The 23373-nt window shown below is 60.5% G+C and carries 27 protein-coding genes; 15 read left to right on the top strand and 12 right to left on the bottom strand.

Features of this window, described 5'->3' with window-relative positions:
• Both BMZ91_RS07305 and BMZ91_RS07300 read left to right on the top strand, forming a co-directional pair.
• The coding region (locus BMZ91_RS07305; RefSeq protein WP_143076313.1) for a transposase at positions 1 to 557 on the top strand (557 nt) is incomplete at its 5' end.
• Between the two features lie 29 nt (positions 558 to 586).
• Positions 587 to 1189: a hypothetical protein gene (locus BMZ91_RS07300; protein ID WP_143076312.1), complete on the top strand. Its 603-nt coding sequence runs from the start codon at positions 587 to 589 to the stop codon at positions 1187 to 1189.
• 42 nt (positions 1190 to 1231) lie between these two features.
• Here BMZ91_RS07300 and BMZ91_RS07295 read toward each other — a convergent pair whose 3' ends face one another.
• Positions 1232 to 2224 carry a helix-turn-helix domain-containing protein gene (locus BMZ91_RS07295; protein WP_092836271.1) on the bottom strand — a complete coding sequence of 331 codons (993 nt, stop codon included), beginning with the start codon at positions 2222 to 2224 and terminating at the stop codon, positions 1232 to 1234.
• 39 nt (positions 2225 to 2263) lie between these two features.
• On the bottom strand, positions 2264 to 3538 hold the full coding sequence (locus BMZ91_RS07290) for a RepB family plasmid replication initiator protein (protein WP_092836269.1): 1275 nt from the start codon (positions 3536 to 3538) through the stop codon (positions 2264 to 2266).
• Positions 3539 to 4114: 576 nt separating this feature from the next.
• Here BMZ91_RS07290 and BMZ91_RS07285 point away from each other — a divergent pair.
• From BMZ91_RS07285 to BMZ91_RS07270, 4 genes are all read left to right on the top strand, one after another.
• A complete protein-coding gene (locus BMZ91_RS07285; protein ID WP_092836267.1) occupies positions 4115 to 5521 on the top strand; it encodes an AAA family ATPase in 1407 nt (468 codons plus the stop codon).
• Entirely contained in the window at positions 5499 to 6596 is a 1098-nt protein-coding gene (locus tag BMZ91_RS07280) for a ParB/RepB/Spo0J family partition protein (protein WP_092836265.1), read from the top strand. Before BMZ91_RS07285 ends, BMZ91_RS07280 begins: the two co-directional genes overlap by 23 nt.
• Positions 6597 to 6696: 100 nt before the next feature.
• Positions 6697 to 6957, top strand: coding sequence for a type II toxin-antitoxin system Phd/YefM family antitoxin (locus BMZ91_RS07275; RefSeq protein WP_092836263.1), 261 nt, complete (start codon positions 6697 to 6699; stop codon positions 6955 to 6957).
• Complete coding sequence (locus BMZ91_RS07270) at positions 6954 to 7340, top strand: type II toxin-antitoxin system VapC family toxin (protein ID WP_092836261.1); 387 nt, start codon at positions 6954 to 6956, stop codon at positions 7338 to 7340. The genes BMZ91_RS07275 and BMZ91_RS07270 overlap by 4 nt, the downstream gene beginning before the upstream one ends.
• 63 nt (positions 7341 to 7403) lie before the next feature.
• Here the strand turns inward: BMZ91_RS07270 and BMZ91_RS07265 are convergent, their stop codons facing one another.
• The 7 genes from BMZ91_RS07265 to BMZ91_RS07235 all read right to left on the bottom strand — a co-directional run bounded on the left by BMZ91_RS07265 (position 7404) and on the right by BMZ91_RS07235 (position 15776).
• Positions 7404 to 8792 (bottom strand): M20 family metallopeptidase, encoded by a 1389-nt coding sequence (locus BMZ91_RS07265; protein ID WP_092836259.1) that lies wholly within the window; start codon positions 8790 to 8792, stop codon positions 7404 to 7406.
• Between the two features lie 4 nt (positions 8793 to 8796).
• Positions 8797 to 10368 carry a gamma-glutamyltransferase gene (locus tag BMZ91_RS07260; RefSeq protein ID WP_092836257.1) on the bottom strand — a complete coding sequence of 524 codons (1572 nt, stop codon included), beginning with the start codon at positions 10366 to 10368 and terminating at the stop codon, positions 8797 to 8799.
• A 2-nt stretch (positions 10369 to 10370) separates the two neighbouring features.
• On the bottom strand, positions 10371 to 11363 hold the full coding sequence (locus tag BMZ91_RS07255; RefSeq protein WP_092836255.1) for an ABC transporter ATP-binding protein: 993 nt from the start codon (positions 11361 to 11363) through the stop codon (positions 10371 to 10373).
• Positions 11360 to 12355 (bottom strand): ABC transporter ATP-binding protein, encoded by a 996-nt coding sequence (locus BMZ91_RS07250; protein ID WP_092836253.1) that lies wholly within the window; start codon positions 12353 to 12355, stop codon positions 11360 to 11362. The genes BMZ91_RS07255 and BMZ91_RS07250 overlap by 4 nt, the downstream gene beginning before the upstream one ends.
• Before the next feature lie 3 nt (positions 12356 to 12358).
• A complete protein-coding gene (locus tag BMZ91_RS07245; protein WP_092836362.1) occupies positions 12359 to 13255 on the bottom strand; it encodes an ABC transporter permease in 897 nt (298 codons plus the stop codon).
• Positions 13256 to 13262: 7 nt separating this feature from the next.
• A complete protein-coding gene (locus BMZ91_RS07240; RefSeq protein ID WP_092836251.1) occupies positions 13263 to 14180 on the bottom strand; it encodes an ABC transporter permease in 918 nt (305 codons plus the stop codon).
• Positions 14181 to 14258: 78 nt separating this feature from the next.
• Positions 14259 to 15776: an ABC transporter substrate-binding protein gene (locus BMZ91_RS07235; RefSeq protein ID WP_092836250.1), complete on the bottom strand. Its 1518-nt coding sequence runs from the start codon at positions 15774 to 15776 to the stop codon at positions 14259 to 14261.
• Positions 15777 to 15957: 181 nt separating this feature from the next.
• Between BMZ91_RS07235 and BMZ91_RS07230 the strand changes: the two genes are divergently transcribed.
• From BMZ91_RS07230 to BMZ91_RS07220, 3 genes are all read left to right on the top strand, one after another.
• Positions 15958 to 16743: an IclR family transcriptional regulator gene (locus tag BMZ91_RS07230; protein ID WP_092836248.1), complete on the top strand. Its 786-nt coding sequence runs from the start codon at positions 15958 to 15960 to the stop codon at positions 16741 to 16743.
• Between the two features lie 127 nt (positions 16744 to 16870).
• Positions 16871 to 17311 carry a YeeE/YedE family protein gene (locus tag BMZ91_RS07225; RefSeq protein WP_092836245.1) on the top strand — a complete coding sequence of 147 codons (441 nt, stop codon included), beginning with the start codon at positions 16871 to 16873 and terminating at the stop codon, positions 17309 to 17311.
• Between the two features lie 3 nt (positions 17312 to 17314).
• Positions 17315 to 17755 carry a DUF6691 family protein gene (locus tag BMZ91_RS07220; RefSeq protein WP_092836242.1) on the top strand — a complete coding sequence of 147 codons (441 nt, stop codon included), beginning with the start codon at positions 17315 to 17317 and terminating at the stop codon, positions 17753 to 17755.
• 27 nt (positions 17756 to 17782) lie between these two features.
• Here the strand turns inward: BMZ91_RS07220 and BMZ91_RS07215 are convergent, their stop codons facing one another.
• The 3 genes from BMZ91_RS07215 to BMZ91_RS07205 are packed head-to-tail and all read right to left on the bottom strand — an operon-like array spanning position 17783 to position 19589.
• The gene (locus BMZ91_RS07215; protein WP_092836241.1) at positions 17783 to 18829 is read right to left on the bottom strand and encodes a YeeE/YedE family protein; all 1047 of its coding nucleotides are present in this window, start codon (positions 18827 to 18829) and stop codon (positions 17783 to 17785) included.
• A 27-nt stretch (positions 18830 to 18856) separates the two neighbouring features.
• Positions 18857 to 19198, bottom strand: coding sequence for an ArsR/SmtB family transcription factor (locus tag BMZ91_RS07210; RefSeq protein ID WP_092836240.1), 342 nt, complete (start codon positions 19196 to 19198; stop codon positions 18857 to 18859).
• 7 nt (positions 19199 to 19205) lie between these two features.
• Positions 19206 to 19589 carry a YbbN family protein gene (locus BMZ91_RS07205; RefSeq protein ID WP_092836239.1) on the bottom strand — a complete coding sequence of 128 codons (384 nt, stop codon included), beginning with the start codon at positions 19587 to 19589 and terminating at the stop codon, positions 19206 to 19208.
• Positions 19590 to 19668: 79 nt separating this feature from the next.
• On the opposite strand from BMZ91_RS07205, the gene BMZ91_RS07200 reads away from it, so the two are divergent.
• The 6 genes from BMZ91_RS07200 to soxA all read left to right on the top strand — a co-directional run bounded on the left by BMZ91_RS07200 (position 19669) and on the right by soxA (position 23272).
• Complete coding sequence (locus BMZ91_RS07200; protein ID WP_092836238.1) at positions 19669 to 20406, top strand: cytochrome c biogenesis CcdA family protein; 738 nt, start codon at positions 19669 to 19671, stop codon at positions 20404 to 20406.
• Between the two features lie 15 nt (positions 20407 to 20421).
• Positions 20422 to 21000 carry a thioredoxin family protein gene (locus BMZ91_RS07195; RefSeq protein WP_092836236.1) on the top strand — a complete coding sequence of 193 codons (579 nt, stop codon included), beginning with the start codon at positions 20422 to 20424 and terminating at the stop codon, positions 20998 to 21000.
• A 107-nt stretch (positions 21001 to 21107) separates the two neighbouring features.
• Positions 21108 to 21578 carry a sulfur oxidation c-type cytochrome SoxX gene (gene soxX, locus BMZ91_RS07190; RefSeq protein ID WP_092836233.1) on the top strand — a complete coding sequence of 157 codons (471 nt, stop codon included), beginning with the start codon at positions 21108 to 21110 and terminating at the stop codon, positions 21576 to 21578.
• A 40-nt stretch (positions 21579 to 21618) separates the two neighbouring features.
• Complete coding sequence (gene soxY, locus BMZ91_RS07185) at positions 21619 to 22035, top strand: thiosulfate oxidation carrier protein SoxY (protein ID WP_092836229.1); 417 nt, start codon at positions 21619 to 21621, stop codon at positions 22033 to 22035.
• Between the two features lie 24 nt (positions 22036 to 22059).
• Positions 22060 to 22389, top strand: coding sequence for a thiosulfate oxidation carrier complex protein SoxZ (soxZ, locus tag BMZ91_RS07180; RefSeq protein ID WP_092836226.1), 330 nt, complete (start codon positions 22060 to 22062; stop codon positions 22387 to 22389).
• Between the two features lie 25 nt (positions 22390 to 22414).
• Positions 22415 to 23272: a sulfur oxidation c-type cytochrome SoxA gene (gene soxA / locus BMZ91_RS07175; RefSeq protein WP_092836220.1), complete on the top strand. Its 858-nt coding sequence runs from the start codon at positions 22415 to 22417 to the stop codon at positions 23270 to 23272.
• Positions 23273 to 23373: the final 101 nt, after the last annotated feature.

Raw genomic sequence — 23373 nt, 5'->3', positions numbered from 1 at the left:
GTGAGGGCGAATGGCTTGAGAAAAAGCATAAAACCAAACGCAAACGGCGCTCTTGGCGCAAGCTGCACCTCGGCCTCGATCTTGTCAGTGGCGAGATCGTCTGCTCCGATCTAACAACCGATGATGTTGGCGATCCGACAGCGCTGCCAGATCTCTTGGATCAAGTCGACGGCCCGGTTGCTCTCTTTCTGGCAGACGGAGTTTATGATGGAGAACCAACATCTGATTTGCTTGCCGCTCGGTTCGGATCGATGATTGAGGTTGCGATCCCACCTCCGAAAAACGCGATCCTGAGCCCCAATCCGGCCCAAAGTCCGAGCATTCGTGATCGCCATATTGCCGACATTTGCGCGCACGGACGAATGGCCTGGCAGAAGTCATCGGGCTGCAATCAGCGGAGCCGCGGCGAAACCCAGATGGGTCGCTGGAAGACCGTCATCGGGCCCAAGCTAAAGGCGCGCACCATCGAAAATCAGAAAACAGAAGCCAAGATTGGCGTCCGAGTTCTGAACCGGATGACCGGACTTGGCCGCCCGCATTTCGAACGCACCGCCTGAAGTCCGTCTCAGGCAAGGCGCGTTCTGAGTTGCAGTTGACCTGTGCAACACGGCCTGCTGAATACGACACCTGCGAAGCCTATAGCGCTCTGCTCGCGGGCGAGGTGCCAAAGAATTCCAAAGGCTGCGATGACGTATCGCGGTTTTTGATCTCTAAGCGCGGAGATAGTTTGTCAGTCTTTCTAAAAGACTATTTCCTGGATATGGCTGAAAAAGCCCCTTTTGCCTACTTGGTGGCAGGTCTAAAGGACTGGAATCTGTATGGCCAATATGCAGCGGGCAATTCTTTTTACGTGATAGATTTCGCCAGCGCGCAGCTTTTTGCCGCTTACCGCGGCGTCGGCGACATAGAGCGCGCCGTCATCTATAGCTTTCTCGCAAACAGAACGAAAATACAGATTCTTTCTGGTGAACTTCGCGCTGATTCCGACGTGATAAAGCACTACCGCCACAATCCGTTAAAGGAAATCCTGGGCAATAGTTTTTCGTCATTGGATCGAGCACCAGCTGAAAACGTACTTGCGTGTATGTTGACTGCTGACAATCAGAGGGTGGCCGTCGCAAAGGTCGTGGCATCACAATACTTTCAAGCCTGTCTGAAGAACAATACCACAGAAAATAGCCCTTTATGACTGGGGCTCAGTGCTCGCAAGCCCCGTCTTTCAACGGACAAATCAAACTTTTTCGATGCTCCAGAACCTGAAACGCCCCTGCCCCGTGACCTCTCGGATCAACCCGTGATCCATTAGCCATGTCAGGTTGCGTTGCACCGCCGCGCGGCTGGCCCCAGTGAGGTGTTCCGCCATCGGCGCCGACACAAGCGGCCATTCCGCCAGCACAGCAAGCAATTGCCCCGGCGTGCGCCCCGAGAGTTTGGCCGTCCGGTCGCGCGCCTCGCTCTTCCAGCGTTCCAATTGATCAAGCTGACGCCTCGCCTTGAGAATGGCGCTCTGCATCCCCTCGATCCACGCGCCCAACCGCGCCTCGGGGTCTTGCGATCCGCGCCCCGCACCGGTTAGCGAAAGCGGCACGAAAATCACCCCGCCCCGGCATTCACCCGCCGCCAGCCGCGCCGCCGTCACCGCCGCCTCAAGCCGGTCCCCCCGATGCCCAAGCCCCGCCATCGGCCAAAGGTAAAACCCGAACGCCGCGCGCACCAGCGGATGCAACCCACCCGCCTGCGCCATCACGCTCTGCCAGCCTTCAATCCGCTCGCCAAGCGGCTCTGCCCCCTGCCCCGGCTCGTGACGCCCCAGAAAGGCCTGTAACCCCTGCTCTGGCCCCGGCCCGCCCGACAGCCTCCGCATCGCCCAGCCGACCCGCGCCAACGCCTGCGCATCCTCCTGCGCACCCGCAAGGCGCATCGCCAGCCAAAGCGCCAATCGCTCGGGCGTCACCCTCTCTCCGGCAAACCAGCTTAACTCCGCCGCCGCGCTCAGCGCCAACCGGTGCCGCCACCCCTTGGGCGCACGCAACAACCGATCGTCCAGCGCCCCAAGGCGCGCCGCAACCCGCGCCAACGGCATGGCCAGGGCCGCCTGCGCCCTCTCCCAGGGCACAACCTGATCGCCCTCTGACGCATCCACTCTTGGCAAAGGCGCATGCGACGCCTCTTCTTCCGGCGGGCCGGGCAAAAACCATAGATCGTCGTCGCAGTCCTCATTCATATGCGCAAAATATCGCAGTTTTGCACATTACAAAAGGCCTCACTCCCCAAGATCGTCAAACGCCCCCGGCACCATATCCTCCCAGAACGCGACCATCTCACCGACACAAAGCGCCGCCGACCAACCAAGGCGGGCAAATTCGGCGCGCTTTACCTCATCTTCGACCCCGGCGAGGAACAGCCGCCGGTCGGCATCGCGCTGCGTCGGGCTGCGCGCGCTGGTCAATTCCCTGACCCGCGCCATCTGCGCCGCCCTGATCCGCCGTCCTTGGGCCACAGCGGCGCCGCGCGCCTCGGCCTCCAACTCGGCCTTGCTCTGAACCGCGCGCCGCGCCCGCTCGGCCTCGACAACCTCGGGTCGGGGCGCGGGGGGCTTCTCGGCGCGGTAATCATCGCGCAGCGCCGCCGACAGATAGCGCACCGGATGTTCGACCCCGGCGCGCCCCTTGAGATACTCAAGCTTCTGGCTCACATAATCTTCGCCATGCTCGGCGATCCATTGCCGCGCAAGCCGGTCACTTACCCCGACCTCGATCAGCCGGGCATAGACCCTGCCCTGTCGCACCCCCTCGCCATCGTCAATATTCATCATCGCAAGCTGCGGGTTTTCCTTGATCCGAAACCGGATCTCGCTCACCTGCCGGCCCATCTTGCGCAATTCCGGCTCGACAAGGATGTTCGAGGTCTTGTTGACCTCGCTGACCGCCGGCTTGATCACCTTGGCATTGAGATGCTTGAAACTTTCGTAATAGGCGCTGCCATCGACCCCCATCAACCGGCGGAAAAGATCAATCGGCCACCAGCCGGTGCTGCCGGTGCGCACAAACCGATAACAATTCTCATAAAGCGCCAGCGCGTGACCGCTGGTAAACCGTCGCTGGATATTGAGATTGATCAGCGCAAAAACCTTGGGATCATGAAGCTTTTCGGCAAGCGCCGGGGAATAGGCGTATTCGCACACCCCGCTTTTCAGCTTGGCATAGGACAAAAGCGAACTGACCCCCCATTCCTGGCGGCCCTCTTCATCAAGCATGTCCCATTCGGCGGTGGTTTCGGCCAGCGAACGCAAGGATTGCTTGAGCGTCGCCATATCGTTGGAATTATACCCCACCATCAAACAGAGCGTCTGCGCATCAATCTGATGCTTGGGTTTGGTGATCAGCGCATCATAGGCATTGAGCAACAGCACATTCGACAGCTTGCGTTGCAACAAGGTCAACTTGCCCGATACATGGATCGCGGCGACATTCTTTTTCACCGACTGGCGCCTTAACGCCCCGGTCAGCCTGTCATGCTGGATTTCTTCCTGCTGCATCGCCCTGCCCTTTTCGCCGCAGGATTTTTTCCTGTCGGCTTCTGCTCTCACCCTTTAGTATGGCCCAAAAGGCACCCATGCTCAATCATTCTATAGGCACCCGTTTACGGGGGGTGGTGATCCTGCAAACGGGTCCTTATGGGGGTTTTCGGTGAGGTTTTGGGGATAACCCGGTGGATATGTTCGGCTCAGATGACGGATTTAGGCCGAAATAGACTCGGTCCCGTGCTCCGGTCCCCCTGCCCCCGCGAATCGCCACCCCTCCTACCGTGGTCGGGCACCTTTGATCCTGCATATGGGTGCCTATGGTCCCGTAGCTTGGCACCCAAATACATATACACAACTGATATTAAATGACAAATATAGCTTAAAGATTCTATAGAGTCCTAAAGAATTACAATCTTTAGCGTCGTGTTTTTCTTTCTGATATACTGAATTATACGAGTTTCGCAGCGAAACCTGCGTGTTTGCCTATCTGGTATCGGCCTCTTCTTAGTGATTCACAATCCCGTCCCGATGTGCGATGATTTGTGCAATAGCACCTAAAAACGGTGATCTTAGCGAGGCGAGCCATACATGGACAAGAAATCAGAGACCCCCCTGCCCCCCTATTTCAATCTCAACCCAGAGACCGCTGCAAGCAAGCTTGGCCCCGTCGTCGACACCGCCCGATTCGCGCGTGCCGCGGCATTTGCGGGACGTGGGCGCGATGATCTGGCCAAGCGTGGCTACGCCCCGGATGGCCGTAAGCGCCTGCGCAAGTTTTCAACATGGGAGGTATGCCGCTATCTTATCCCCGTCGCCCCGGCCCATCTTCGCCGGGTTTTGAACAAGCACCCTGAATTGCCGCAAGGCGAAGGTCAGGGCAATTCCCGCTGGTTCAGCCTTGAAGAAATCCTGATCCTGCGCGACCACTTCGCCGAGGAAGGCAGCAGCGCCAAGGAATACCGCCCCTATCGCCCCAAGGGCCAGCCGGCCAAGATCACCGCCGTTGCCAATTTTAAGGGCGGTGTCGGCAAGACCTCGACTGCGGCGCACCTCGCGATGAGTGCGGCGCTTGATGGCTACAAGGTTCTGGTGATCGACCTTGACAGCCAGGGCTCGATGACCTCGATCCTTGGTGGCGATGTGCCCGATGAATGGCGCACCGTTTTCCCGCTTCTGGCCCGCGACTACGCGACCCACCTTGAGACCGAAAACCGGGTGCGCGAGGCGGCTGGTGACCCTGTCCTGCCGCTCGATGAAACCCTGACCGAGGCCTTGGGGGTGTCCTTTGGCGACGTGGTTCAGAAAACCCATTGGCCCAATATTGATCTGATCGGCGCACAGCTCAATCTCTACTGGGCCGAATTTCAGATCCCGGTCTGGCGCATGGGGCTGCGCAACTGGCCGCTTTGGGATGCCTTGACTTCGGCGCTCTCGGAGGGCGGCGCACTTGACGATTATGACGTGATCATCCTCGATACCCCGCCTGCCCTCGGCTATCTCACGATCAACGCGCTTGCGGCAGCCGATATCATTCTTGTACCGCTTGGGGCCTCGTTCCTCGAATTCGATTCGACAGGCCGGTTTTTTGATATGCTCTATTCGACCTTCGCCTCGATCGAGGACGGCGAGAATACAGCCCGCCGTCGCGCCGGTCTGCCCGAGATGAAGTTTGAATGGGATGTGGTGCGCGCCCTCATCACCCGGTTCGACGCCAGCCAGCAGACCGATCTTGCCAATGTCATCCAGGCCTATTTCGGCGATATGACCAATGCCTACCGGCAGGATTATACCGCCATGGTCGGGCAGGCGGGTGAGACGGTGTCGGGCATCTATGAAGCCGATTACCGCGACTTTAACAGAGAGACCTATACCCGAGGGCGCGAAACCTTTGATCGCACCTACGCCGAGTTCAAGGAAATGCTGATTGGCGCCTGGTGGCGTGATGAACAACTTGCAAACAAGGAGGCCGGTCATGGCAAAACGCAGACAGCTTGAGGTGCCAAGCGCCGAAGCCCTTAAGGAAATCGAAGACGGTTTCGCACGCGAAACCCCCTCCGGGCCCGGCCTCCGCCCCCCCATCGCCGACGTCGTCGCCGACGCTGCCATGCGCTCTGATCCCTTGCCCGCGTCCGAGCGGGCAGATGCCGCACGCGATAAATCCGAGGCGCGGCAATTGCGTGAAGCTCTGGAAAAGGGCCTTGTCGCCCGCGAAATTCCCATCCACGAGATCACCGCCGATGCCCTCACGCGCGACCGGATTCATCTTGATGAAGAGGATATGGTCGAGCTTTGCACCTCGATTGCGGCGCATGGCTTGCGGCTTCCGATCGAGGTTTTCGAACCCGCAAATCCAGAGGTCGCCGGGAAATATGCCCTGATCTCCGGGTTCCGCCGCCTTGCCGCGATTCGCCGGTTGAATGCCATGTCGGGGGGTGAAAAGCACCTGACGATCGCGGCATTTGTCCGACAGCCGGACAGTATCGCCGATTCGGTTGTTGCTATGGTCGAAGAGAACGAAATCCGAACCGGCCTGAGCCAATATGAGCGGGGCAGGGCGGCTGCCATGGCGGTTTATGACGGGGTGTTCCCCTCGATGGACGAGGCCGTTCAGAGGCTGTTTGGATCGGCCTCAAAAGCCAAACGATCCAAGATCCGGTCGTTTGCTTTGGTGCATGAAGAGCTGGGCGACATGCTGAACTTTGCAACCCACCTCAATGAGCGTCAATGCCTGCGACTGGCGGCGGCGCTCAGGGCGGGTTTGGCGCAGGATATTCGCCGGGTTCTGGAGGACCATGTGATTGAAACCCCCGAGGCGGAATGGGCGGTTTTGGTTCCTCTGGTAGAGCAGGCCGAAGGGGTTGGTCCGGACCCAAGCCGGGGCGGGCGGCCCAAGGTGGCCAGCAAGGTCAGGAAAGGCGAGCAGATTTCACTGGCGAATGGGGTTTCGATTGAGCGGATTGAGCGACCGGAAGGCTATGCGATTCAGTTTCGGGGCGCGGCGGTGAATAGCGAGATGATCGACAAGGTGATCGACCATATCCGCTATTTGCTGGAAGAGGTGAAGGAATAGGGCAGGGGGGTTTCGCATGCGAAACCCGCTTGGTCCGACTGGGCTTGAGATTGATGGACACCTCGACTAAGTTTGGTGAACTAAGTCCGGAGCGATCGCGATGAAAACCGTCAATATGCACGAGGCCAAAACCCATCTGTCAAAGCTTGTCGAGCAAGCCCTGCAAGGCCAGCCCTTTGTGATTGCCAAGGCGGGAAAGCCGCTGGTTCAGGTCACGATGATAGAGGCTGTATCACCGCAACGGACCGGTTTTCTGAAAGGGCAGGTCGATATTCCGGCGGATTTCGATGAAATGGCCGCAGGTGAGACAAAAACCCTGTTCGAAGGTGAAACAGAGACTGATCCGGGGGCGCAACGGTGAACCTTTTGCTGGACACCCATCTGCTGCTCTGGGCGGCGGCAAATGACGAATTGATGTCACGCAAGGCCGACCGGATGATCAAGGATGCGCAGAACAGGCTTTGGTTCAGCGTGGTCAGCCTTTGGGAAATCACCGCGAAACGCGCGCTCGGTCGGCCGGACTTTCGTGCCGATGCCGGGCAGATGCGCGCCGGGCTCTTGGCCAACGGATATGAGGAGCTGCCGATTGACGGGCGGCATTGTCTGGCGCTGGCGACGTTACCGGCGATCCATGGCGACCCGTTTGACCGCATGCTGATCGCGCAGGCGGCGACAGAGGGGATGACCCTTGTCACCGCCGATAAAAAGGTGGCGCAATATCCCGGATCTATCGAGATCGTCTGAGCGGCCCGAGGAGTGCCAATTGAGCGAATGGGCGCGGGGGGGCACAAAAAGACCCGCACCCGCCTAGGCGCGCGGCGTATCGCCTGTGCCGATGTCCCAGAACAGCCCCACCATCAATCGAAGTGCATCGCGGCAGACCGGTTTGAGAACATGCTCATCGGGGGCGTGTTGCGAGCAGCCGCGATAGGAATGCGGCACCCAGACCGTAGGCAGGCCTAGAATATCGCTAAAGCAATCATTGGGCAAAGAGCCGGCAAGGTTTGGCAGGATATGCGGTGCCTGTCCCGAGGTCTGTTCAAGCGAGCGGGCGACGAATTTGACCCAAGGGTGACCGGGATCAAGCCGTGTGGCGCGGAAAAAGCCGCGATCATGGGGTTCGATCCGAACGCTGTCAAAGCCATGCGCGTCAAGATGGCGGCGCAGGGCAGGCAGGATATCTTCGGGCGTGGTGCCGACCACATAGCGCAGCTGACAGGTGGCGCGGGCATGGGCGGAAATCGCATTGACCGGGGCGTCGGGAACGCCGCTTTTCATCGCGAGGATCGCAAAGCTGTTCCAGCCATAGGCGCGCTCGACCGGGGTGAGGGATTCCTCGCCCCAATCGGGGTTGATTGCGGGGCCATCGCCGCCCTCGATCGGTAGGCCACGCAGGGCGGCGCGCACATCGTCGGTCAGGCTATCGGGGCGCCATTCGGCGATCTTGATCTGGCCACGGGCATCGGTGATGGTCGAGAGGGCCTGAGCCAGGATCATCGCCGGATCGGCCAGAAGCCCGCCCCAGTTGCCCGAGTGATGCGCGCCATTGCGAAGATCGACGATGAGGTCAAAGGTAACCCCGCCGCGAGAGCCCATGAACATGGTCGGGGTTTCCGGCTGAAGGCGGGGGCCGTCAGAGGCGATCAGGACATCGGCGCTGAGATCATCCTTGTGAGCGGTGAAGAACTCCGCCAAGCCCGGCGAGCCGGTTTCTTCGCCGGTTTCGATAATGATCCGACAGTTGAAGCCAAGCGCACCACGGGTTTGCAAAACCGCATCGAGGGCGGCGATATTGATCAGGTGCTGGCCCTTGTTGTCAGCGGTGCCGCGACCATAGAGGCGGTCGCCCTCTTCCACGATCTGGAAGGGGTGAAGCCCGTCGCGCCATTGATCGGTCTGGGCACGGATCACGTCGCCATGGCCATAGCTTAGCACGGTCGGCAGGTCATCGCCCTCGTGGCGTTCGGCAATCAGGAAAGGGCCGGCATTGGCAACCGGGTTTGGATAGGTCTTGCAGGTAAAGCCCATGGCGGTGAGGCGCGGCAGCATGGCCTGTTCGAGATAACGGGTAAGTTCGGGGGCCTGGTCGGGATTTTGGCTTTCGGTCTCATAGCTGACCAGATCGGCAAGCTCTGTCTGGAAGCGATTATCGTCGAAATAGGCCGAAATAGTGTCGATTGCGGTGTCGCGCGTCATTGGATTACCTGTCGGTTGGTTCGGAAATGGCATCGCCCCAGGGCGACATGATCTCGGTACAGCCGGAATTAACCTTGCCATTGCGCATCACGCCGGCGGGGCAGGCGAAGGCATAGGGAAAGGGGCTGCGTCTTGTGGTGTGGACGGGGTGTTCGGCGCGTAGGCGCGCGATCACCTGGGGGGGCAGGGTTTCGTCGGCCACGATGGTATCGCCGCCCGAAACATCAATGCGGGCGTGATGGAAGGTGTCGGAGATATCCATGCCGAAATCGGCGACGAAAGAGGCCATTTGGGCCATGGCAGAGACTATTTTACGCCCGCCCGAGGCGCCGAAGGCAAAGCGGGTCTCGCCGGTTTCGCCAAGGATCGGGCAGACGTTCATCAGGCAGGCCTTGTCGGGGCCAAGCGAGTTTGGGCGGCCCTGAACCGGGTCGAACCACATGATGCCGTTGTTCATCAAGAGCCCGGTCGAGGGCGAGACGACGCGCGAGCCGAAGATCGACAGCAGGGTCTGGGTTTGCGACACCATATTGCCCTTACGATCAACCACCGAGAAATGCGTGGTGCAGCCGGGGGCCTTTTCGGTCTCGCCGGTGTCGCCCATGGCGCCAAGGCGGGCGGCATAGGCGGATTTGAGGCCAACGGCATAGGCGGCAAAGGCCTCTGGTTTGGTGTGCATGTCCCGGCTTTCCATCAGGGCGAGGGCCTGTTGAAAGGTCGGCCCGGCGGTCAGGCCGGGGGGCACGTGAAAGCGGGTTTTGCGATAGTCAAAGCTAAGCGGGTCACCCATCCTGGCGCGGTAGGCGTTGAGGTCGCTGGTGCTAAGGCATCCGCCTTTGGCCTGAATGTCATTGGCCATGGCGACGCCAAGGTCGCCATCATAGAAGGTGCGCGCACCGTGGCGGGCGATCTGGTCAAGGCTGTCGGCCATGCGGCTCTGATCCAGCCGTTTTTCGGCCAAAGCGGTCCAGCCGCTGATCGTGGGCCATTGGCCATCCTCAAGGAAAAGCGCCGCCGCGTCGGGGTCTTGCGCGAGCGCGCGGGTGGTCGAGGCGATGATAAGGGCGGCGTACCAATCGACCAGCAGCCCCTGTTTGGCAAAGGCAATGGCGGGCGCAAGGAGGTCGGCCCAGGGCAGGCGGCCAAAGCGGCCGTGCATCTGGCCCATGCCATCGACAAGGCCGGGCACGGCAACGGCGGTTGCGCCTTGAACATTGCGATCATCGACCACCTGTTCCCATGGAAAGAGATCACCGGCGATGCCCTTGCCCGACAGCGGATAATTGGCCGGATCAAGCGAGGCCGGGGAGCGCATGCCGTAATTGAGCGCCTGAGCGGTGCCGGTATCGGCGCGCCAGAGCATGAGTGCGCCACCGCCGGCCGGGCCGCTCATCCACGGCTCCAGCACGCCGATGGCGAAGGAGGTCGCGATGGCGGCGTCGACCGCATCGCCGCCTGCGGCCAGAACATCGGCCCCGGCCTGAGCGGCGAGGCGATGCTGGGCGGCGACGACGCCGTGTTCGGTTTCGATCACGGTTTTGCGGGTGAGCATGCTGCGCGACAGATTTTCGGACATTTCTAGCCCTCCTTACCGATGAACATCGGGCTTTGTGGATCATGCAGGTGGCATTCGACGTGGCCCAAAGGGGTGGGAAGCGCGCGGGGCGCCTCTTTCTTGCAGAAATCGGTGGCCCTGGGGCAGCGCGGATGGAAATGACAGCCCGAAGGCGGATCAATCGGGTTGGGATAGGCCATGCCAAGTTGCGTATCGGGCACGCCAAGGCCCGGTTCCGGCGTGAGGACCGATTTCAGCAGCGCCTGCGTATAGGGGTGGCGGGCGTGGTCGAACAATCCGCCAACCTCGGCCTCTTCGACGATGCGGCCAAGATACATCACCGCGACGCGGGTCGCGAGATGTTCGACCACCGCGAGATCGTGGCTGATGAACAGGTAGGTCAGGCCGAATTCGCGGCGCAGATCGCCCAGAAGGTTGAGAATCTGGCTTTGAACAGAGACATCGAGCGCCGAGGTGGGCTCGTCGCAGATCACGATTTCGGGCTTCATGATCAGGGCGCGGGCGATGGCGACACGCTGGCGCTGACCGCCCGACATCTGGCTTGGGAAGGTGTTCATCACGCGCGCCGGAAGGCCGACGATATCGAGGATCTTGCGCACCTCTTTATCCCAGCTGGCGGCGTCGCCGATGCCATGCACCCGGAGCGGCAGCGAGACGATGTCAAAGATGCTTTTGCGCGGGTTTAGAGACGAATAGGGGTCTTGAAAAATCGGCTGAATCCGGCGGGCGAGGGTCATGCGATCCTGTGCGCCGATTTCCTGCCCATCGACCAGAACCTGACCGCTTGTCGGGTTTTCCAGCCCGAGAAGGATCTTGGCGAGGGTGGATTTGCCGCAGCCGGATTCACCGACAAGGCCAAGCACCTCGCCGCGCGGCACCGTAAGCGACACATCGTTGACCGCCGTCAGCGGGCGCGGCGTGCCGAACAGGCCCTGTTTCACGCGGTAGGTCTTGGTGACGCCGCGCAGTTCAAGAACGGGGGCTGTGGTGGTCATGCGGTGGCCTCCTCTGCGTGGCGTTTGCCGTCTGCATGGACACAGCGAAACACGTGCCCCTCAGTTGCATGGCGCGGGATTTCGCCGCGACAGGCGGGCACGGCATGCGGGCAACGGGTGCGAAAGGCACAGCCCGCTACATCGCCGATCAGCGAGGGCACGATGCCGGGAATTGTGCCAAGGGTGCTTCCGCGTTCGGTCTTGCCGGGCAGGGGGATACAGCGCAAAAGCCCACGGGTGTAGGGATGCGAGGGCGTGTTGAACACCTCGGTCGCGGAGCCGGTTTCGACCAACTCGCCCGCATACATCACCGCGACCTTGTCGGCGACGCGCGCCACAACGCCAAGGTCATGGGTGATCAGGATCATCGCCATGTTCATCTCGCGACCAAGATCATAGAGCAGGCGCAGGATCTGGGCCTGAATAGTGACGTCAAGCGCGGTTGTGGGCTCATCTGCGATGATCAGTTCCGGCTCGCACATCAGGGCCATGGCGATCATCACCCGCTGGCGCAGACCACCCGAAAGCTGGTGCGGGTATTGCGACAGCCGGCTGGCGGCGGCGGTGATGCCGACCTTTTCCAAAAGCTCGATGGCGCGGGCACGCGCGGCGTCTTTTCCGACCGATTTGTGCAGCAACAGAGCCTCGGTAAGCTGATCGCCGATGGTATAGGCAGGGTTGAGCGAGGTCATCGGCTCCTGAAAGATCATCGACATGCGCGCACCGCGCAAGGACCGCATGGTGCGGGCATTGGCGCGGGTGAGGTCGATGCCGTCAAAGGCCATCTCATCGGCCGAGCGTTTGATGGTTTTGCCCAAAAGCCCCATCAGCGCCAGCGAAGTCAGCGATTTGCCAGAGCCGCTCTCGCCGACAATACAGAGGGTTTCACCGCGCTTGAGGTCGAAATCAATGCCGCGCACCGCATGCAGCGTGCCGCCGCCAACGGGGATATCAAGCGTCAGGTTGCGGACGCTCAGAAGAGGTTTATCCATGGCTCAGCTCCGGTTTTCGGGGGCGGTGACATCGCGAAGGCCATCACCCATGAGGTTAATCGCCAGCACCAGCACAAACAGAACCGCGCCGGGGATAAGTACCATCCAGGGCTCGAACAGCATCATGTTCTTGCCCTCCGAGACCATCAGGCCCCAGCTTGGCGTGGGGGGTTGCACCCCGAGGCCAAGAAACGACAGGGCCGCCTCAAGCAGGATGGCATGGGCCATTTCAAGGGTGACCACGACGATCAGGTTATTGGCGATGTTGGGCATGATTTCCGACAGGATCACCCGCGGGGTCGAGGCGCCGATGGCGCGGGCAGCGGCGACATATTCGCGGCCGCGGACCTGAAGCGTCGAGGCACGCATGACAACGGCGAAACGATCCCAGAGCAGCAGGCCAAGCACCATGATCACCACCTGAAGCGAGCCGCCAAGGATGGCCACCACCGCGAGCGCGACAAGCACCACCGGCATGGCAAGGCGGACGTTGATCAGGAAGGTCACCACCATATCGACGCGCCCGCCGAAATAGCCCGCCGCGACACCCATGGCGGTGCCGATTACGCCCGAGATAAGCGCGGCAATCACGCCGATCATCAGGGAAACGCGCGCGCCATAGATCAGCCGCGAAAGGTAGTCGCGCCCAAGGTGGTCGGTGCCAAGCGGGTGGTTCCAATCGCCGCCAAGAAAGACGGGGGGTTGCATGCGGGTCATCAGGCTCTGGGCATAAGGGTCATGCGGGGCGAGCAGCGGCGCGAAGATTGCGACCAGCAGCAGAAGGCCCACCACAGAGGCGCCGATCAGCAGGCCCTGATGGCCAAAGACGCGTTTGCGCAGCATCTGCGAGGGGGTCGGGCCGATGATATCCTTGAGGAGGGGATCGGGGGTATCGGTCATGGTCATCTCAGCTGCTCCGCATGCGGGGGTCAAGCCAGGCGTTCAGCACATCGGCGAGAAAGGTGAAGACGATGTAGAACATCGAAAAGACGAGGATCAGAGCCTGAACCGTGGGCAAATCGTTGCGCGCGATGCTTTCCCAGGCGAGGTAACCGGCGCCGTGCAGGGCGAAGATCGATTCAACCACGATCGAGCCGCCGAGCATAAAGCCCATCTGCACCGCCGCCAGCGAGACCACCGGGATGATCGCGTTGCGCAGGGCATGGCGGAAGAGAACGCGCATTTCGGGCGCGCCCTTGGCACGGGCGGTGCGGATATAATCGGACGAGAGCACATCAAGCATGCCCGCCCGTGTCAGGCGCATGATCGCGGGCATGGCGTAATAGCCAAGCACGATGGTCGGCATGATGAAATGCGCCGGGGTCGAGGCACCCGAGGGCGGCAGCCAACCGAGCTTGATCGCGAAGAGAACAATCAGGATCAGACCGAACCAGAAGCTTGGCATCGCTTGCCCCGCAACCGACAGGAACAGCGCCACCCGGTCGATGATCGAATTGGGGCGGATCGCGGCGGCCACGCCAAGCGGTACGGCGGTCACCAGGGCAAAGGTGATGCCGCAGAGGCCGAGGGTCATGGTCACGCTGAGGCGTTCGGCGATCAGCGAGGCCACCGGCAGGCGGAAATAATAGCTTTCGCCGAAATCGCCGCGCAGGGCGGACCACAACCATTCGCCGTATTGCACCAGCATCGGGCGGTCAAAGCCGTAAAGCTTGCGCAGGGCCTCGATATCTTCGCCGCTGGCGGTTTCACCGGCAAGGGCAACGGCGGGATCGCCGGCCATGAACAGCAGGCTGAAGCTTATGAAAGAGACGGTGAAGGCCACCAGAACGGCAAGCCCCAGACGTTTGAGGATGAAATTGAGCATGGCAGCGGGCCCTTTGGTTGGTGCGGGCAGGAGTGTGTGCGGGGGACAGCAAATGCCCCCCGCAACAGGCCGGAAGGTTTAGTTCCAGGTCATTGTGGTAAAGCGCAGCACCTCGTCGGCGGTGGGCGTATAGCTTACCTCGTTCGTGGACACATAGTTGGTGTTGTACGAGAACATCGGCGCCCAATAGGCCTGATCGGTGATCCGGGCGATGGCCTTGCCGTAATGCTCGATCCGGGTGGCGTCGTCGGTCGCGCTATCGGCGATGGTGAGATCGGCCAGCACCTGATCGTCGCGGGCATCGTCAAGCGAGCCGTGCTTGAAGAACTGGCTGACCATGGCCGAGGCATCGTTGATCGAGAAGCTCCCCCAGGTGAGGAAGGCGAGCGGCACGTCGCCGGTCATGTTAAGCTCGCGCAGGGCCGAATATTGCAGGAATTTGAAATCTGCCTTGATGCCCACGGCGTTGAGATAGCTCAGGATCGCTTCGGCATACTCGCGGTCGCGATAGGCGTAGAATTCTGTGGTGAAGCCATCGGGATAACCGGCTTCGGCCAAAAGCGCCTTGGCCTTTTCGGGGTTGTATTCATACTCGGTCGCCGAGTCCTGAACACAGCCGAACTGGCTTGGGAAGCAGGGTGTCCAGACCACCTTGGATTTGCCCTTGAGCAGGGCCGCGACAAGCTCTTCGCGGTTGATGGCGTGGTTCACGGCGCGGCGCACAAGGACATTGGTAAAGGGTGTGTCTCCCGAGCGTCCGGCGGCATCCATCGAAAGATAGCCGACGCGCATGGTCGATTCGTTGCTGACCGTGAACTGATCCATCTGCGCCAGTTTTTCGGCCTGATCGGCGGGCACCTGCCAGATCAGATCGAGAGAGCCGCTGAACAGTTCGGCCATCTGGGTGTTCACATCCGGGATGGTGCGGATATCGACATTTTCGATGCTGGCCTTGCCCTTGGGGCTATCGTGATAGTCGGCATTCTTTTGCAGAACGAAATGCTGGCCGGGAACGACCGAAACCGCCTTGTAGGGGCCGGTGCCGACGGGCTTGAGGCCCATGCCGCTTGGGCCGACTTCGGCGTAATATTCGTTGGGGTACATCGAGACCGGGCCCGACAGGAATTCGATCGCGGCGGGAAAGGCCTCTTTCAGGTGGATGCGAACGGTGTAGTCGTCGATCTTCTCGGCGGATTTCATCCAGTTCACGTTGCGCTGTGTTTTGACGCCGTTTTCTTCCTTGGCGACGAAATTGACGGTATAGACCACGTCATCGGCGTTGAATGCCTCGCCGTTGTGAAAGGTCACGCCTTCGCGCAGTTTGAATTCGAGCGTCAGATCGTCGATCCATTCCCAGGAAGTGGCCAGATTGCCGGAATACTCGTTGGTGATCGGATCGCGGTAGATCAGGCCATCCCAGATCGCGCGTTGCAGAACGACGCCTTCGCGCGAGGAATTGAAATAGCTGTCGACGTTCTCAAGCTCTTTGGTAAAGCCGACGCGCAGTGTGTCGTTGGCCTTTTCGGCCCATGCAGCGCCGCTTGCCGCGATAAGCGCGACGCTGGCGATGGTGGTTTTGAACCAGGATTTTTTCATCGGTTTCTCCCTAGATGGTCAGTGGTGGTCTCGCGCGATTATGGCCCCGCGCCGTTGTTTTGGCCATTGCGTTAGATATTATATAATGATACCTAATGTTGCCATATGATCCATTAAGTGCAGGTCGGGCGCATGCGTCAACCCCCGCCAGGGGGCGAAACGACAATTTTGTGAGAGTAGCATGAAAACAAAGCAGAATACGCTTTATGTCGGATCACTTGCCAAGGGCTTGCGGCTTTTGCGGGCATTTGATGAAAGCCACCGCGAGATGTCCCTGTCAGAGCTTGCCGCGCGCACCGGCCTTGATAAAAGCGCCACGCAGCGCCTTGCCAACACGCTTCATATCGAGGGGATGCTTGACAAGGACCCCGGCACACGGCGATTTCGCCCGTCGCATGCCTGGCTTGAGATGGCCTATGCCTATTACTGGTCCGATCCGCTTGTCGGGCAGGCGATGCCCAAGCTGATCAACCTCAGCCAGGAGTTGGGCGAGACCGTGAATCTTGCCGAATTGTCCGGCGACCACATCATTTATGTCAGCCGTCTGCCCTGCAAGCGGACCTATTTTGCCGCGACGGTGATCGGGCGGCGATTGCCGGCGTTGTCCACCTCGGCGGGGCGGGCGATGCTTGCGACCCTTCCCGAAGACGAGTGGCGCGCGGCGGTGGATCACTGGCCGATCAAGCCCTTTACCCCAAGCACGACCCTGGACCGGGACACGATTCGCGCCAGTGTCGAAGCGGCGGTGCATGATGGCTATGCGATTTCAAAGGGTCAGATGATCCTGAACGAGATGGCCGTCGCCACACCGATTCTCGGGCCTGACGGGCGGGCCTGTGCGGCGGTGCAATGTTCGGTGTCGGGGCATACCTGGGATCGCGATCGGATCGCGGCAGAGATTCTGCCCAAGCTTCAGGATACGGCGAATGCGATTTCTCCGTCGTTCCTGTCACCGCGCGGCGGCTAGGCGCCTGCGGTAAGATTTCCGTGACGTCGGGGCGTTTGCAGTGTGAATTTGTCTGAGCCGTGTATATATTCAAGAAATGCGATATTGTCCTGATCGGAGGATCGGGTGAGGCGAGAGGATAGAGGTTATGACGGGTATTGAAACAGCGTTCACGCCGCTTCAGTCACTGCTGGGCGGGGCTCTTATCGGGCTGTCGGCGGTTTTGCTGATGCTGGCGCAGGGCCGGATCATGGGCGCGACGGGTATCCTGTCGGGTCTGATCACCGGCGGCACGCCGGGCGACAAGGGATGGCGCGCGGCGATGGTCGCGGGGATGATCAGCGGGCCATTGTTGATTGTCGGGCTGACCGGGCAGATGCCGGTGGTTGAGGTGCCGGTGTCCCTGCCGATGGTTCTTGTCGGCGGGTTCATTGTCGGGATTGGCGTAACCTTCGGGTCGGGCTGTACCTCGGGGCATGGGGTTTGCGGGATGGCACGCCTGTCAAAGCGGTCGTTCGCGGCGACGGCGACCTTCATGGTGGTCTGTCTTGCCACCGTTTTTGTCATACGTCATGTGCTGGGGGTGTAAGCGATGCGGTTGCTGTCTGGATATATCGTCGGGTTGGTCTTTGGCCTTGGCATCGCCATTTCGGGGATGATCAACCCCGCCAAGGTGCTGAACTTTTTTGACATTGCCGGAACCTGGGACCCGAGCCTTGCCTTTGTGATGGGCGGGGCGCTTGTGACGACCTTCATCGGCTATCGCCTTGTCTGGCGCAGGCCCGCGCCGATGATTGGCGGTGGGTTTCAGCTACCGACCAACACCAGGCTTGATGCGCGCCTGATTGGCGGTTCGGCGGTGTTCGGGCTTGGCTGGGGCATTGCGGGGTTTTGCCCCGGCGCGGCCCTGCCGGCGCTTGGCACCGGGCAGGTCGGGGTATTTGCCTTTGTGGCTGCCTTGCTTGCGGGGATCTGGGTGGCGCGGGCGGTGCAGGCGGGCCTTGACGCGCGCCGAGAAGAAAGCGCGGCATGAGCCCGCGCGCCGCAAGCTCTGAGCGGATCAAGCAAAACCGGTAATCAATTGGCGCAGGCCGATGGCCGCGCCGATGAAGATCGCGATAAAGGTGATTGGCGCGCTGAGTGCCAGCACCGAGAAGGCCGAGACGCCCTGACCGATGGTACAGCCAAAGGCAAGCACCGCGCCAAAGCCCATGCAGACCGCGCCAAGGATCTGGCGGCGCAGTTCGCGCGGGTCTTCGCAGGCCTCCCAGCGGAAATGGCCCTTGATCAGGCTGCCACAGAACGCGCCGGCGAGGACGCCAAAGACCGAGCCGACCCCAAAGCTCAGGCCGCCACCGCTTGCGGTCATCAAAAACAGGATGGTTTCGCCAAGCGGGGCCGAGAAGGTGTGCGATTGCACCGGCTGGGGGGTAAAGCCGTGGGTCGCAACCCAAGTGGTGCCGACCCAGCCCGAGGTAACCGCGACCCCGACGATAGTACCCCAGAACAGCGCCTCTCGGTCGCGCAGAAAGCTTGACGATCCAAGCGCCAGCAGCGTGATCAGCAGCGAGAGCGCGCCACCGGCCCAGACCAGCGGCAGGCCGGTCATCTGGGACAGGAGCGCGGCATAGTTTGTGGTGTCCAGCGCGGGGGTTGTGGCCTCTGTCACCATCTGGCGCAGACGGGCGAGCGGGCCGGACATCATCACATAGGCGGCGATGCCCATGACGATGACAATCACGAACGACCGCAGGTCGCCGCCGCCAAACCGCGCCAGCGCGCCAAAGCCGCAATTGCCCGCCAGCGACATGCCATAGCCGAACAGCAACCCGCCGAGCACAGTAATGAGCGGCGACCAGGGGGTAAGGTAATAGACATTCGCCGAGAGGTTTACGGCGCCGACCCCGGCAAGGCCAAAGGTCAGCAGACCGGCGACGCCGATGGCCAGCACCCACATCCGCAGGCGGGTGTCGCTTTGCTGATAGAGGTAATCCTCGATCGCGCCGAGGGTGCAGAACCGGCCAAGCCGCGCCGCCAGCCCAAGCAAGGCGCCGCCGCCAAATCCGATCAGGGCAATCAGCAGGGGTTCAGGAATGCCATTTAGCATGCAGGTCTCCGGGGGTGCGGGGCAGGGTCAGGGTTGGTTGCAAAACAGATCATACACCATTTCGAGCATTTTTACCGCACGGCGATCTGTCAGGCTGTAATAAATCGCCTTGCCCTCGCGGCGCGGCGTCACAAGGCCCTCGACACGCAGGCGCGAAAGCTGTTGCGACACGGCGGCCTGGCGGGCCGACAAAAGCTCTTCCAGCTCGGTCACGGATTTCTCGCCGGTCGAGAGATGGCAGAGGATCATCAGGCGGCCTTCATGGCTGATCGCCTTGAGAAAATCGGCAGCATTATGCGCGCTGGCCAGCATGGCATCAAGCGATTGCGGGTCAAGGTCACGCCCGGGCCGGTTGATGGGGGTCAGCATGGCGTGCTCATGGTTTGGCCGGTTCGCCGAAGGCGTCCGGGTGGGCCGCCAAAAGCTGTTCGACGTGAAACCAGAAGAAATCTTCGCTGGCGTAGCCCTCGATCCGGCCAAGTTCGACCCCGTCCTTGACCAGCACGAAGGTGGGGGTAAAGACTGGCGGGCTTTTGAAGGTGACATCCTCGGGCAGGTCGTGAATATCGGCCCGGCGCAGCGGGGCAAGTTTGCCCTCGCGGGTTTTGGGATAGATATGCGCGATTTCGGCGTTCCAGCGTTCGCACCAGTGACAGCCCGCGCGCTCGACCATCACAAGATCAACCGCCCGCGCCGCGCCGGGCAGGGCGAAGACCAGCACGAGGAAAGTCGGGGCAAGTCGGGCAAGCAGGCTGTGCATGTGGGTTCCGATTGACGGGGCATCTAAAACATATGATAGTTTGAATGTGTTTTTCAATCAAGCAGTCTGAGGCCCCCTGATGTTCGACGTCTCTATCCTAAGCGCGTTTCTGGGCGGTCTGATCGTCTTTTTCTCGCCCTGCGTTTTGCCGATTGTGCCGTTTTACCTGAGCTATATGGCGGGGGCCTCGATGTCCGAGATCAGCGCCGAGGGCAGGTTGGCGCCCGGTGTGCGGCGCCGTGCATTTGCGGCCTCGGTGATGTTTTCGGCGGGAATCATCACTGTTTTCGTCCTGCTGGGCGCGGCGGCCTTTGGACTTAGCCAGGCGTTTCGCGGTTATCAGACCGAGTTTCGGCTGTTTGCCGCTCTGGTCGTGTTGATCATGGGGCTGCATTTTCTCGGGGTGTTGCGGATCGGGTTTCTGAACCGGGTGTTTCAGATGGATGCCGGCGACACGCGCAACATGTCGGTGCTTGGCGCCTATGTGGTGGGCTTTGCCTTTGCCGCAGGCTGGACGCCTTGCGTTGGCGGGGTGCTGACGGCGGTGGTGTTTACCGCGAGTTCCGAGGCGACCGCGCTCAAGGGGTTGGGCCTGTTGCTTGTGTTCGGCTTTGCGATGACGACGCCGTTCATGGTGGCCTCGCTGTTCATCGGGCCGTTCTTGCGGTTTGCATCAAGGTTTCGGCGGCATTTGCCCAAGGTCGAAAAGGCGATGGGGGTTCTCATGCTGGTTTTTGCAGGGCTGATTGCCACCGATAGTGTCAATTACATTGCGCAATGGATGCTGGAGGCCTTTCCGGCGTTTCAGAATATCTAGGGTAAGGAGGGATTTATGAAACGGTTTCTGACGATGATCATGGCGCTTTGCCTGGCGGTGCCGGTGATGGCGGCCGAGCTTGGCGATGACGGGTTGCACAAGACCGACTGGATGCGCGAGACGTTCAAAGATCTGCGCGAGGATCTGGACGAGGCCAATGCCGAGGGCAAGCGCCTGATGATCCTGATCGAGCAACGCGGCTGTATCTATTGCGAGCGGATGCACAGGGATGTCTTTCCGCTGCCGGTGATCGACAGCTATATCCGCGAGAACTTTTTTGTGGTGCAGCTCGATCTTTACGGTGCAGCCGAGTTGATTGACTTTGACGGCGAGGAGCTGTCGCAGCGCGATGCCATGCGAAAGTGGGGGATGATGTTTACCCCATCGATTCTGTTCATGCCGCAAGAGGTGCCAGAGGGTAAAACCGCCGCGCAGGCGGCCGTGGCGGTGATGCCGGGCGCATTTGAGGCGGGCACCACGCTTGATCTGTTAACCTGGGTAAACGAGGAGCGTTACGCGCTTGATTCCGAGGAAGATTTTCAACGTTACCACGCCCGCCGGATCAGGGAACGCACGGTCGATCTTGGGGATTGAGCGGGAAAAAATTCAGCAATAAATTCAAAAATTAGAATTTATTGTTGTTTGATCGCGCGATTGTGTCCTATGATATACGGAAATGTGAATGTGTTTAGGGAGGACGCATGAAACGATCAATTATGACGATGGCGCTGGTCTGTACAGGCTTTGCGGTATCCGCCGCCGAGGTGGCCCCTTCGGATGTCAAGTTCGAGGATGGCAGTGTTGCCCAATCCCTGTCCGGCACGTCCGGCGATGCGGCCAACGGCCGCCAGGTGGTTGGCAATAAGTCCCTGGGCAATTGCGTCGCCTGTCATCAGGTCAGCGATCTGGCAGATGTCCCGTTTCAGGGCGAGATCGGCCCTCCGCTCGACGGGGCCGGAGAGCGCTGGAGCGAAGAGGAACTGCGCGGCATCGTTGCCAACGCCAAGATGATGTTCCCCGAGTCGATGATGCCGTCGTTCTACAAGACCGAAGGATTCTATCGTCCGGGTAACGCCTATACCGGCGAGGCCCCCGACGACACCTTTGGCCCGCTTTTGTCGGCGCAGCAGATTGAAGACGTGGTTGCCTATCTGGTGACCCTTAAGGAATGACCGTGCCCCCTGGGTGGCACAAGATCAGGAGTTTGACATAATGACACTGACCAGACGCAAAGTTATGGTTATGGGGGCAGGGGCGTTCGTGGCCTTTGGGCTTCCCCTGCGGGCCACGGCAGCAGCCGAGGACCAGATCTCGGCCTTTACCGGCGGCGCGGATATTGGCGAGGGTGGCATCACCCTGACCGCGCCCGAGATCGCGGAAAACGGCAACACTGTTCCGATCGAAGTCTCCGCCCCCGGCGCAAGCGAGATCATGGTGCTGGCCACCGGCAACCCGACACCGGGCGTCGCGACCTTTACCTTTGGCGCGCTTGCCGCGTCACAGGCGGCGTCGACACGTATTCGCCTTGCGGGCACACAGGACGTGGTGGCGATTGCCAAGATGGCGGACGGATCGTTCGTTCAGGCATCGAGCAACGTCAAGGTCACAATCGGCGGCTGCGGCGGCTAAGGCATATCTCAAGGAGACACGACAATGGCACAAGACGTCAAACCCCGCGTCAAGGTTCCGAAATCCGCCGCTGCTGGCGATGCAGTGACGATCAAGACCCTGATCAACCACGCGATGGAATCCGGTCAGCGCAAGGACGCGGACGGCAATATTATCCCGCGCTCGATCATCAACCGCTTTACCTGTGACTTTAACGGTCAGAGCGTGGTCGATGTGAAGATGGAGCCCGCGATTTCCACCAACCCTTATTTCGAATTCGAGGCCACCGTGCCCGAGGCCGGTGAATTCAAGTTCACCTGGTATGACGACGATGGCTCTGTCTACGAAGCGGCCAAGAAAATCGCGTTGAAATAAGGCCAATCGTCAGGGAGGGATGAGGATGAAAAGAACAACTGTTTGGACGGCTCTGATGAGCGCCGGGGTGATGGCGGCGGGGTCGGCATTTGCCGGGCCGGTCGACGACACGCTGATCGTCAATGAAGAGATCGAGATGGTTACCCATACAGATGCGCCCGCGCATCTGTCGGATGCGCTGGACGAGATCTATTCCGGCTGGCATTTCCGCGGCACAGAGACCCGCGCGATGCAGGCGGATGATTTCGACAATCCCGGCATGATCTTTGTCGAACAGGCGCAGGATGCCTGGGATACGGCAGAGGGTAGCGAGGGAAAATCTTGCGCAAGCTGTCACGGCGCCGCCGATGAAAGCATGAAAGGCGTGCGCGCGGTCTATCCCAAGTGGAACGAGGCCGCAGGCGAAGTGCGCACTCTGGAAATGCAGATCAACGATTGTCGTGAAAACCAGATGGGCGCCGAAAAGTGGAAATACACCGGCGGTGACATGGTCAACATGACCGCGCTTCTGGCCTCGGTGTCGCGTGGCATGCCGGTCAATGTGGCGATTGATGGTCCGGTGCAGTCGACCTGGGAACAGGGCAAGGAGCTCTATTACACCCGCACCGGTCAGCTTGAGCTGTCCTGCGCCAACTGTCACGAGGACAGTTATGGCAAGATGATCCGCGCGGATCACCTGAGCCAGGGCCAGATCAACGGCTTTCCGACCTATCGTCTCAAGAACACCAAGCTGAACGCGGTTCATGCGCGCTTCAAGGGTTGCGTGCGCGATACCCGCGCCGAGACTTTCAAGCCGGGTAGCCCCGAGTTCATCGCGCTTGAGCTTTATGTTGCCTCGCGCGGCAACGGTCTTTCGGTCGAAGGGCCGTCGATCAGAAACTAATCGAAAAGACCCCGCCTGGCGTTTTGTCGGGCGGGGTTTTCTTTGGTGAGAAACATTCAAAAAACCGCATGTAACCTATGCGGGATGTGGAAGGGTCCGAT

The organism is Roseovarius lutimaris, from assembly GCF_900115165.1.
GTDB lineage: Bacteria > Pseudomonadota > Alphaproteobacteria > Rhodobacterales > Rhodobacteraceae > Roseovarius > Roseovarius lutimaris.
This window is presented reverse-complemented; position numbering and strand designations above follow the sequence as displayed.

Excerpts from the sequence above, each read along its gene's own strand:
- BMZ91_RS07230 (WP_092836248.1), top strand. The coding sequence starts at position 15,958 with ATGAAAACAAAGCAGAATACGCTTTATGTCGGATCACTTGCCAAGGGC.
- BMZ91_RS07275 (WP_092836263.1), top strand. The coding sequence starts at position 6,697 with ATGAAAACCGTCAATATGCACGAGGCCAAAACCCATCTGTCAAAGCTT.
- soxZ (WP_092836226.1), top strand. The coding sequence starts at position 22,060 with ATGGCACAAGACGTCAAACCCCGCGTCAAGGTTCCGAAATCCGCCGCT.
- BMZ91_RS07195 (WP_092836236.1), top strand. The coding sequence starts at position 20,422 with ATGAAACGGTTTCTGACGATGATCATGGCGCTTTGCCTGGCGGTGCCG.
- BMZ91_RS07280 (WP_092836265.1), top strand. The coding sequence starts at position 5,499 with ATGGCAAAACGCAGACAGCTTGAGGTGCCAAGCGCCGAAGCCCTTAAG.
- BMZ91_RS07245 (WP_092836362.1), bottom strand. The coding sequence starts at position 13,255 with ATGACCGATACCCCCGATCCCCTCCTCAAGGATATCATCGGCCCGACC.
- BMZ91_RS07295 (WP_092836271.1), bottom strand. The coding sequence starts at position 2,224 with ATGAATGAGGACTGCGACGACGATCTATGGTTTTTGCCCGGCCCGCCG.
- soxA (WP_092836220.1), top strand. The coding sequence starts at position 22,415 with ATGAAAAGAACAACTGTTTGGACGGCTCTGATGAGCGCCGGGGTGATG.
- BMZ91_RS07215 (WP_092836241.1), bottom strand. The coding sequence starts at position 18,829 with ATGCTAAATGGCATTCCTGAACCCCTGCTGATTGCCCTGATCGGATTT.
- BMZ91_RS07260 (WP_092836257.1), bottom strand. The coding sequence starts at position 10,368 with ATGTCCGAAAATCTGTCGCGCAGCATGCTCACCCGCAAAACCGTGATC.
- BMZ91_RS07255 (WP_092836255.1), bottom strand. The coding sequence starts at position 11,363 with ATGACCACCACAGCCCCCGTTCTTGAACTGCGCGGCGTCACCAAGACC.
- BMZ91_RS07285 (WP_092836267.1), top strand. The coding sequence starts at position 4,115 with ATGGACAAGAAATCAGAGACCCCCCTGCCCCCCTATTTCAATCTCAAC.
- BMZ91_RS07225 (WP_092836245.1), top strand. The coding sequence starts at position 16,871 with ATGACGGGTATTGAAACAGCGTTCACGCCGCTTCAGTCACTGCTGGGC.
- BMZ91_RS07240 (WP_092836251.1), bottom strand. The coding sequence starts at position 14,180 with ATGCTCAATTTCATCCTCAAACGTCTGGGGCTTGCCGTTCTGGTGGCC.
- soxY (WP_092836229.1), top strand. The coding sequence starts at position 21,619 with ATGACACTGACCAGACGCAAAGTTATGGTTATGGGGGCAGGGGCGTTC.
- BMZ91_RS07210 (WP_092836240.1), bottom strand. The coding sequence starts at position 19,198 with ATGCTGACCCCCATCAACCGGCCCGGGCGTGACCTTGACCCGCAATCG.
- BMZ91_RS07250 (WP_092836253.1), bottom strand. The coding sequence starts at position 12,355 with ATGGATAAACCTCTTCTGAGCGTCCGCAACCTGACGCTTGATATCCCC.
- BMZ91_RS07265 (WP_092836259.1), bottom strand. The coding sequence starts at position 8,792 with ATGACGCGCGACACCGCAATCGACACTATTTCGGCCTATTTCGACGAT.
- BMZ91_RS07235 (WP_092836250.1), bottom strand. The coding sequence starts at position 15,776 with ATGAAAAAATCCTGGTTCAAAACCACCATCGCCAGCGTCGCGCTTATC.
- BMZ91_RS07220 (WP_092836242.1), top strand. The coding sequence starts at position 17,315 with ATGCGGTTGCTGTCTGGATATATCGTCGGGTTGGTCTTTGGCCTTGGC.
- soxX (WP_092836233.1), top strand. The coding sequence starts at position 21,108 with ATGAAACGATCAATTATGACGATGGCGCTGGTCTGTACAGGCTTTGCG.
- BMZ91_RS07205 (WP_092836239.1), bottom strand. The coding sequence starts at position 19,589 with ATGCACAGCCTGCTTGCCCGACTTGCCCCGACTTTCCTCGTGCTGGTC.
- BMZ91_RS07200 (WP_092836238.1), top strand. The coding sequence starts at position 19,669 with ATGTTCGACGTCTCTATCCTAAGCGCGTTTCTGGGCGGTCTGATCGTC.
- BMZ91_RS07290 (WP_092836269.1), bottom strand. The coding sequence starts at position 3,538 with ATGCAGCAGGAAGAAATCCAGCATGACAGGCTGACCGGGGCGTTAAGG.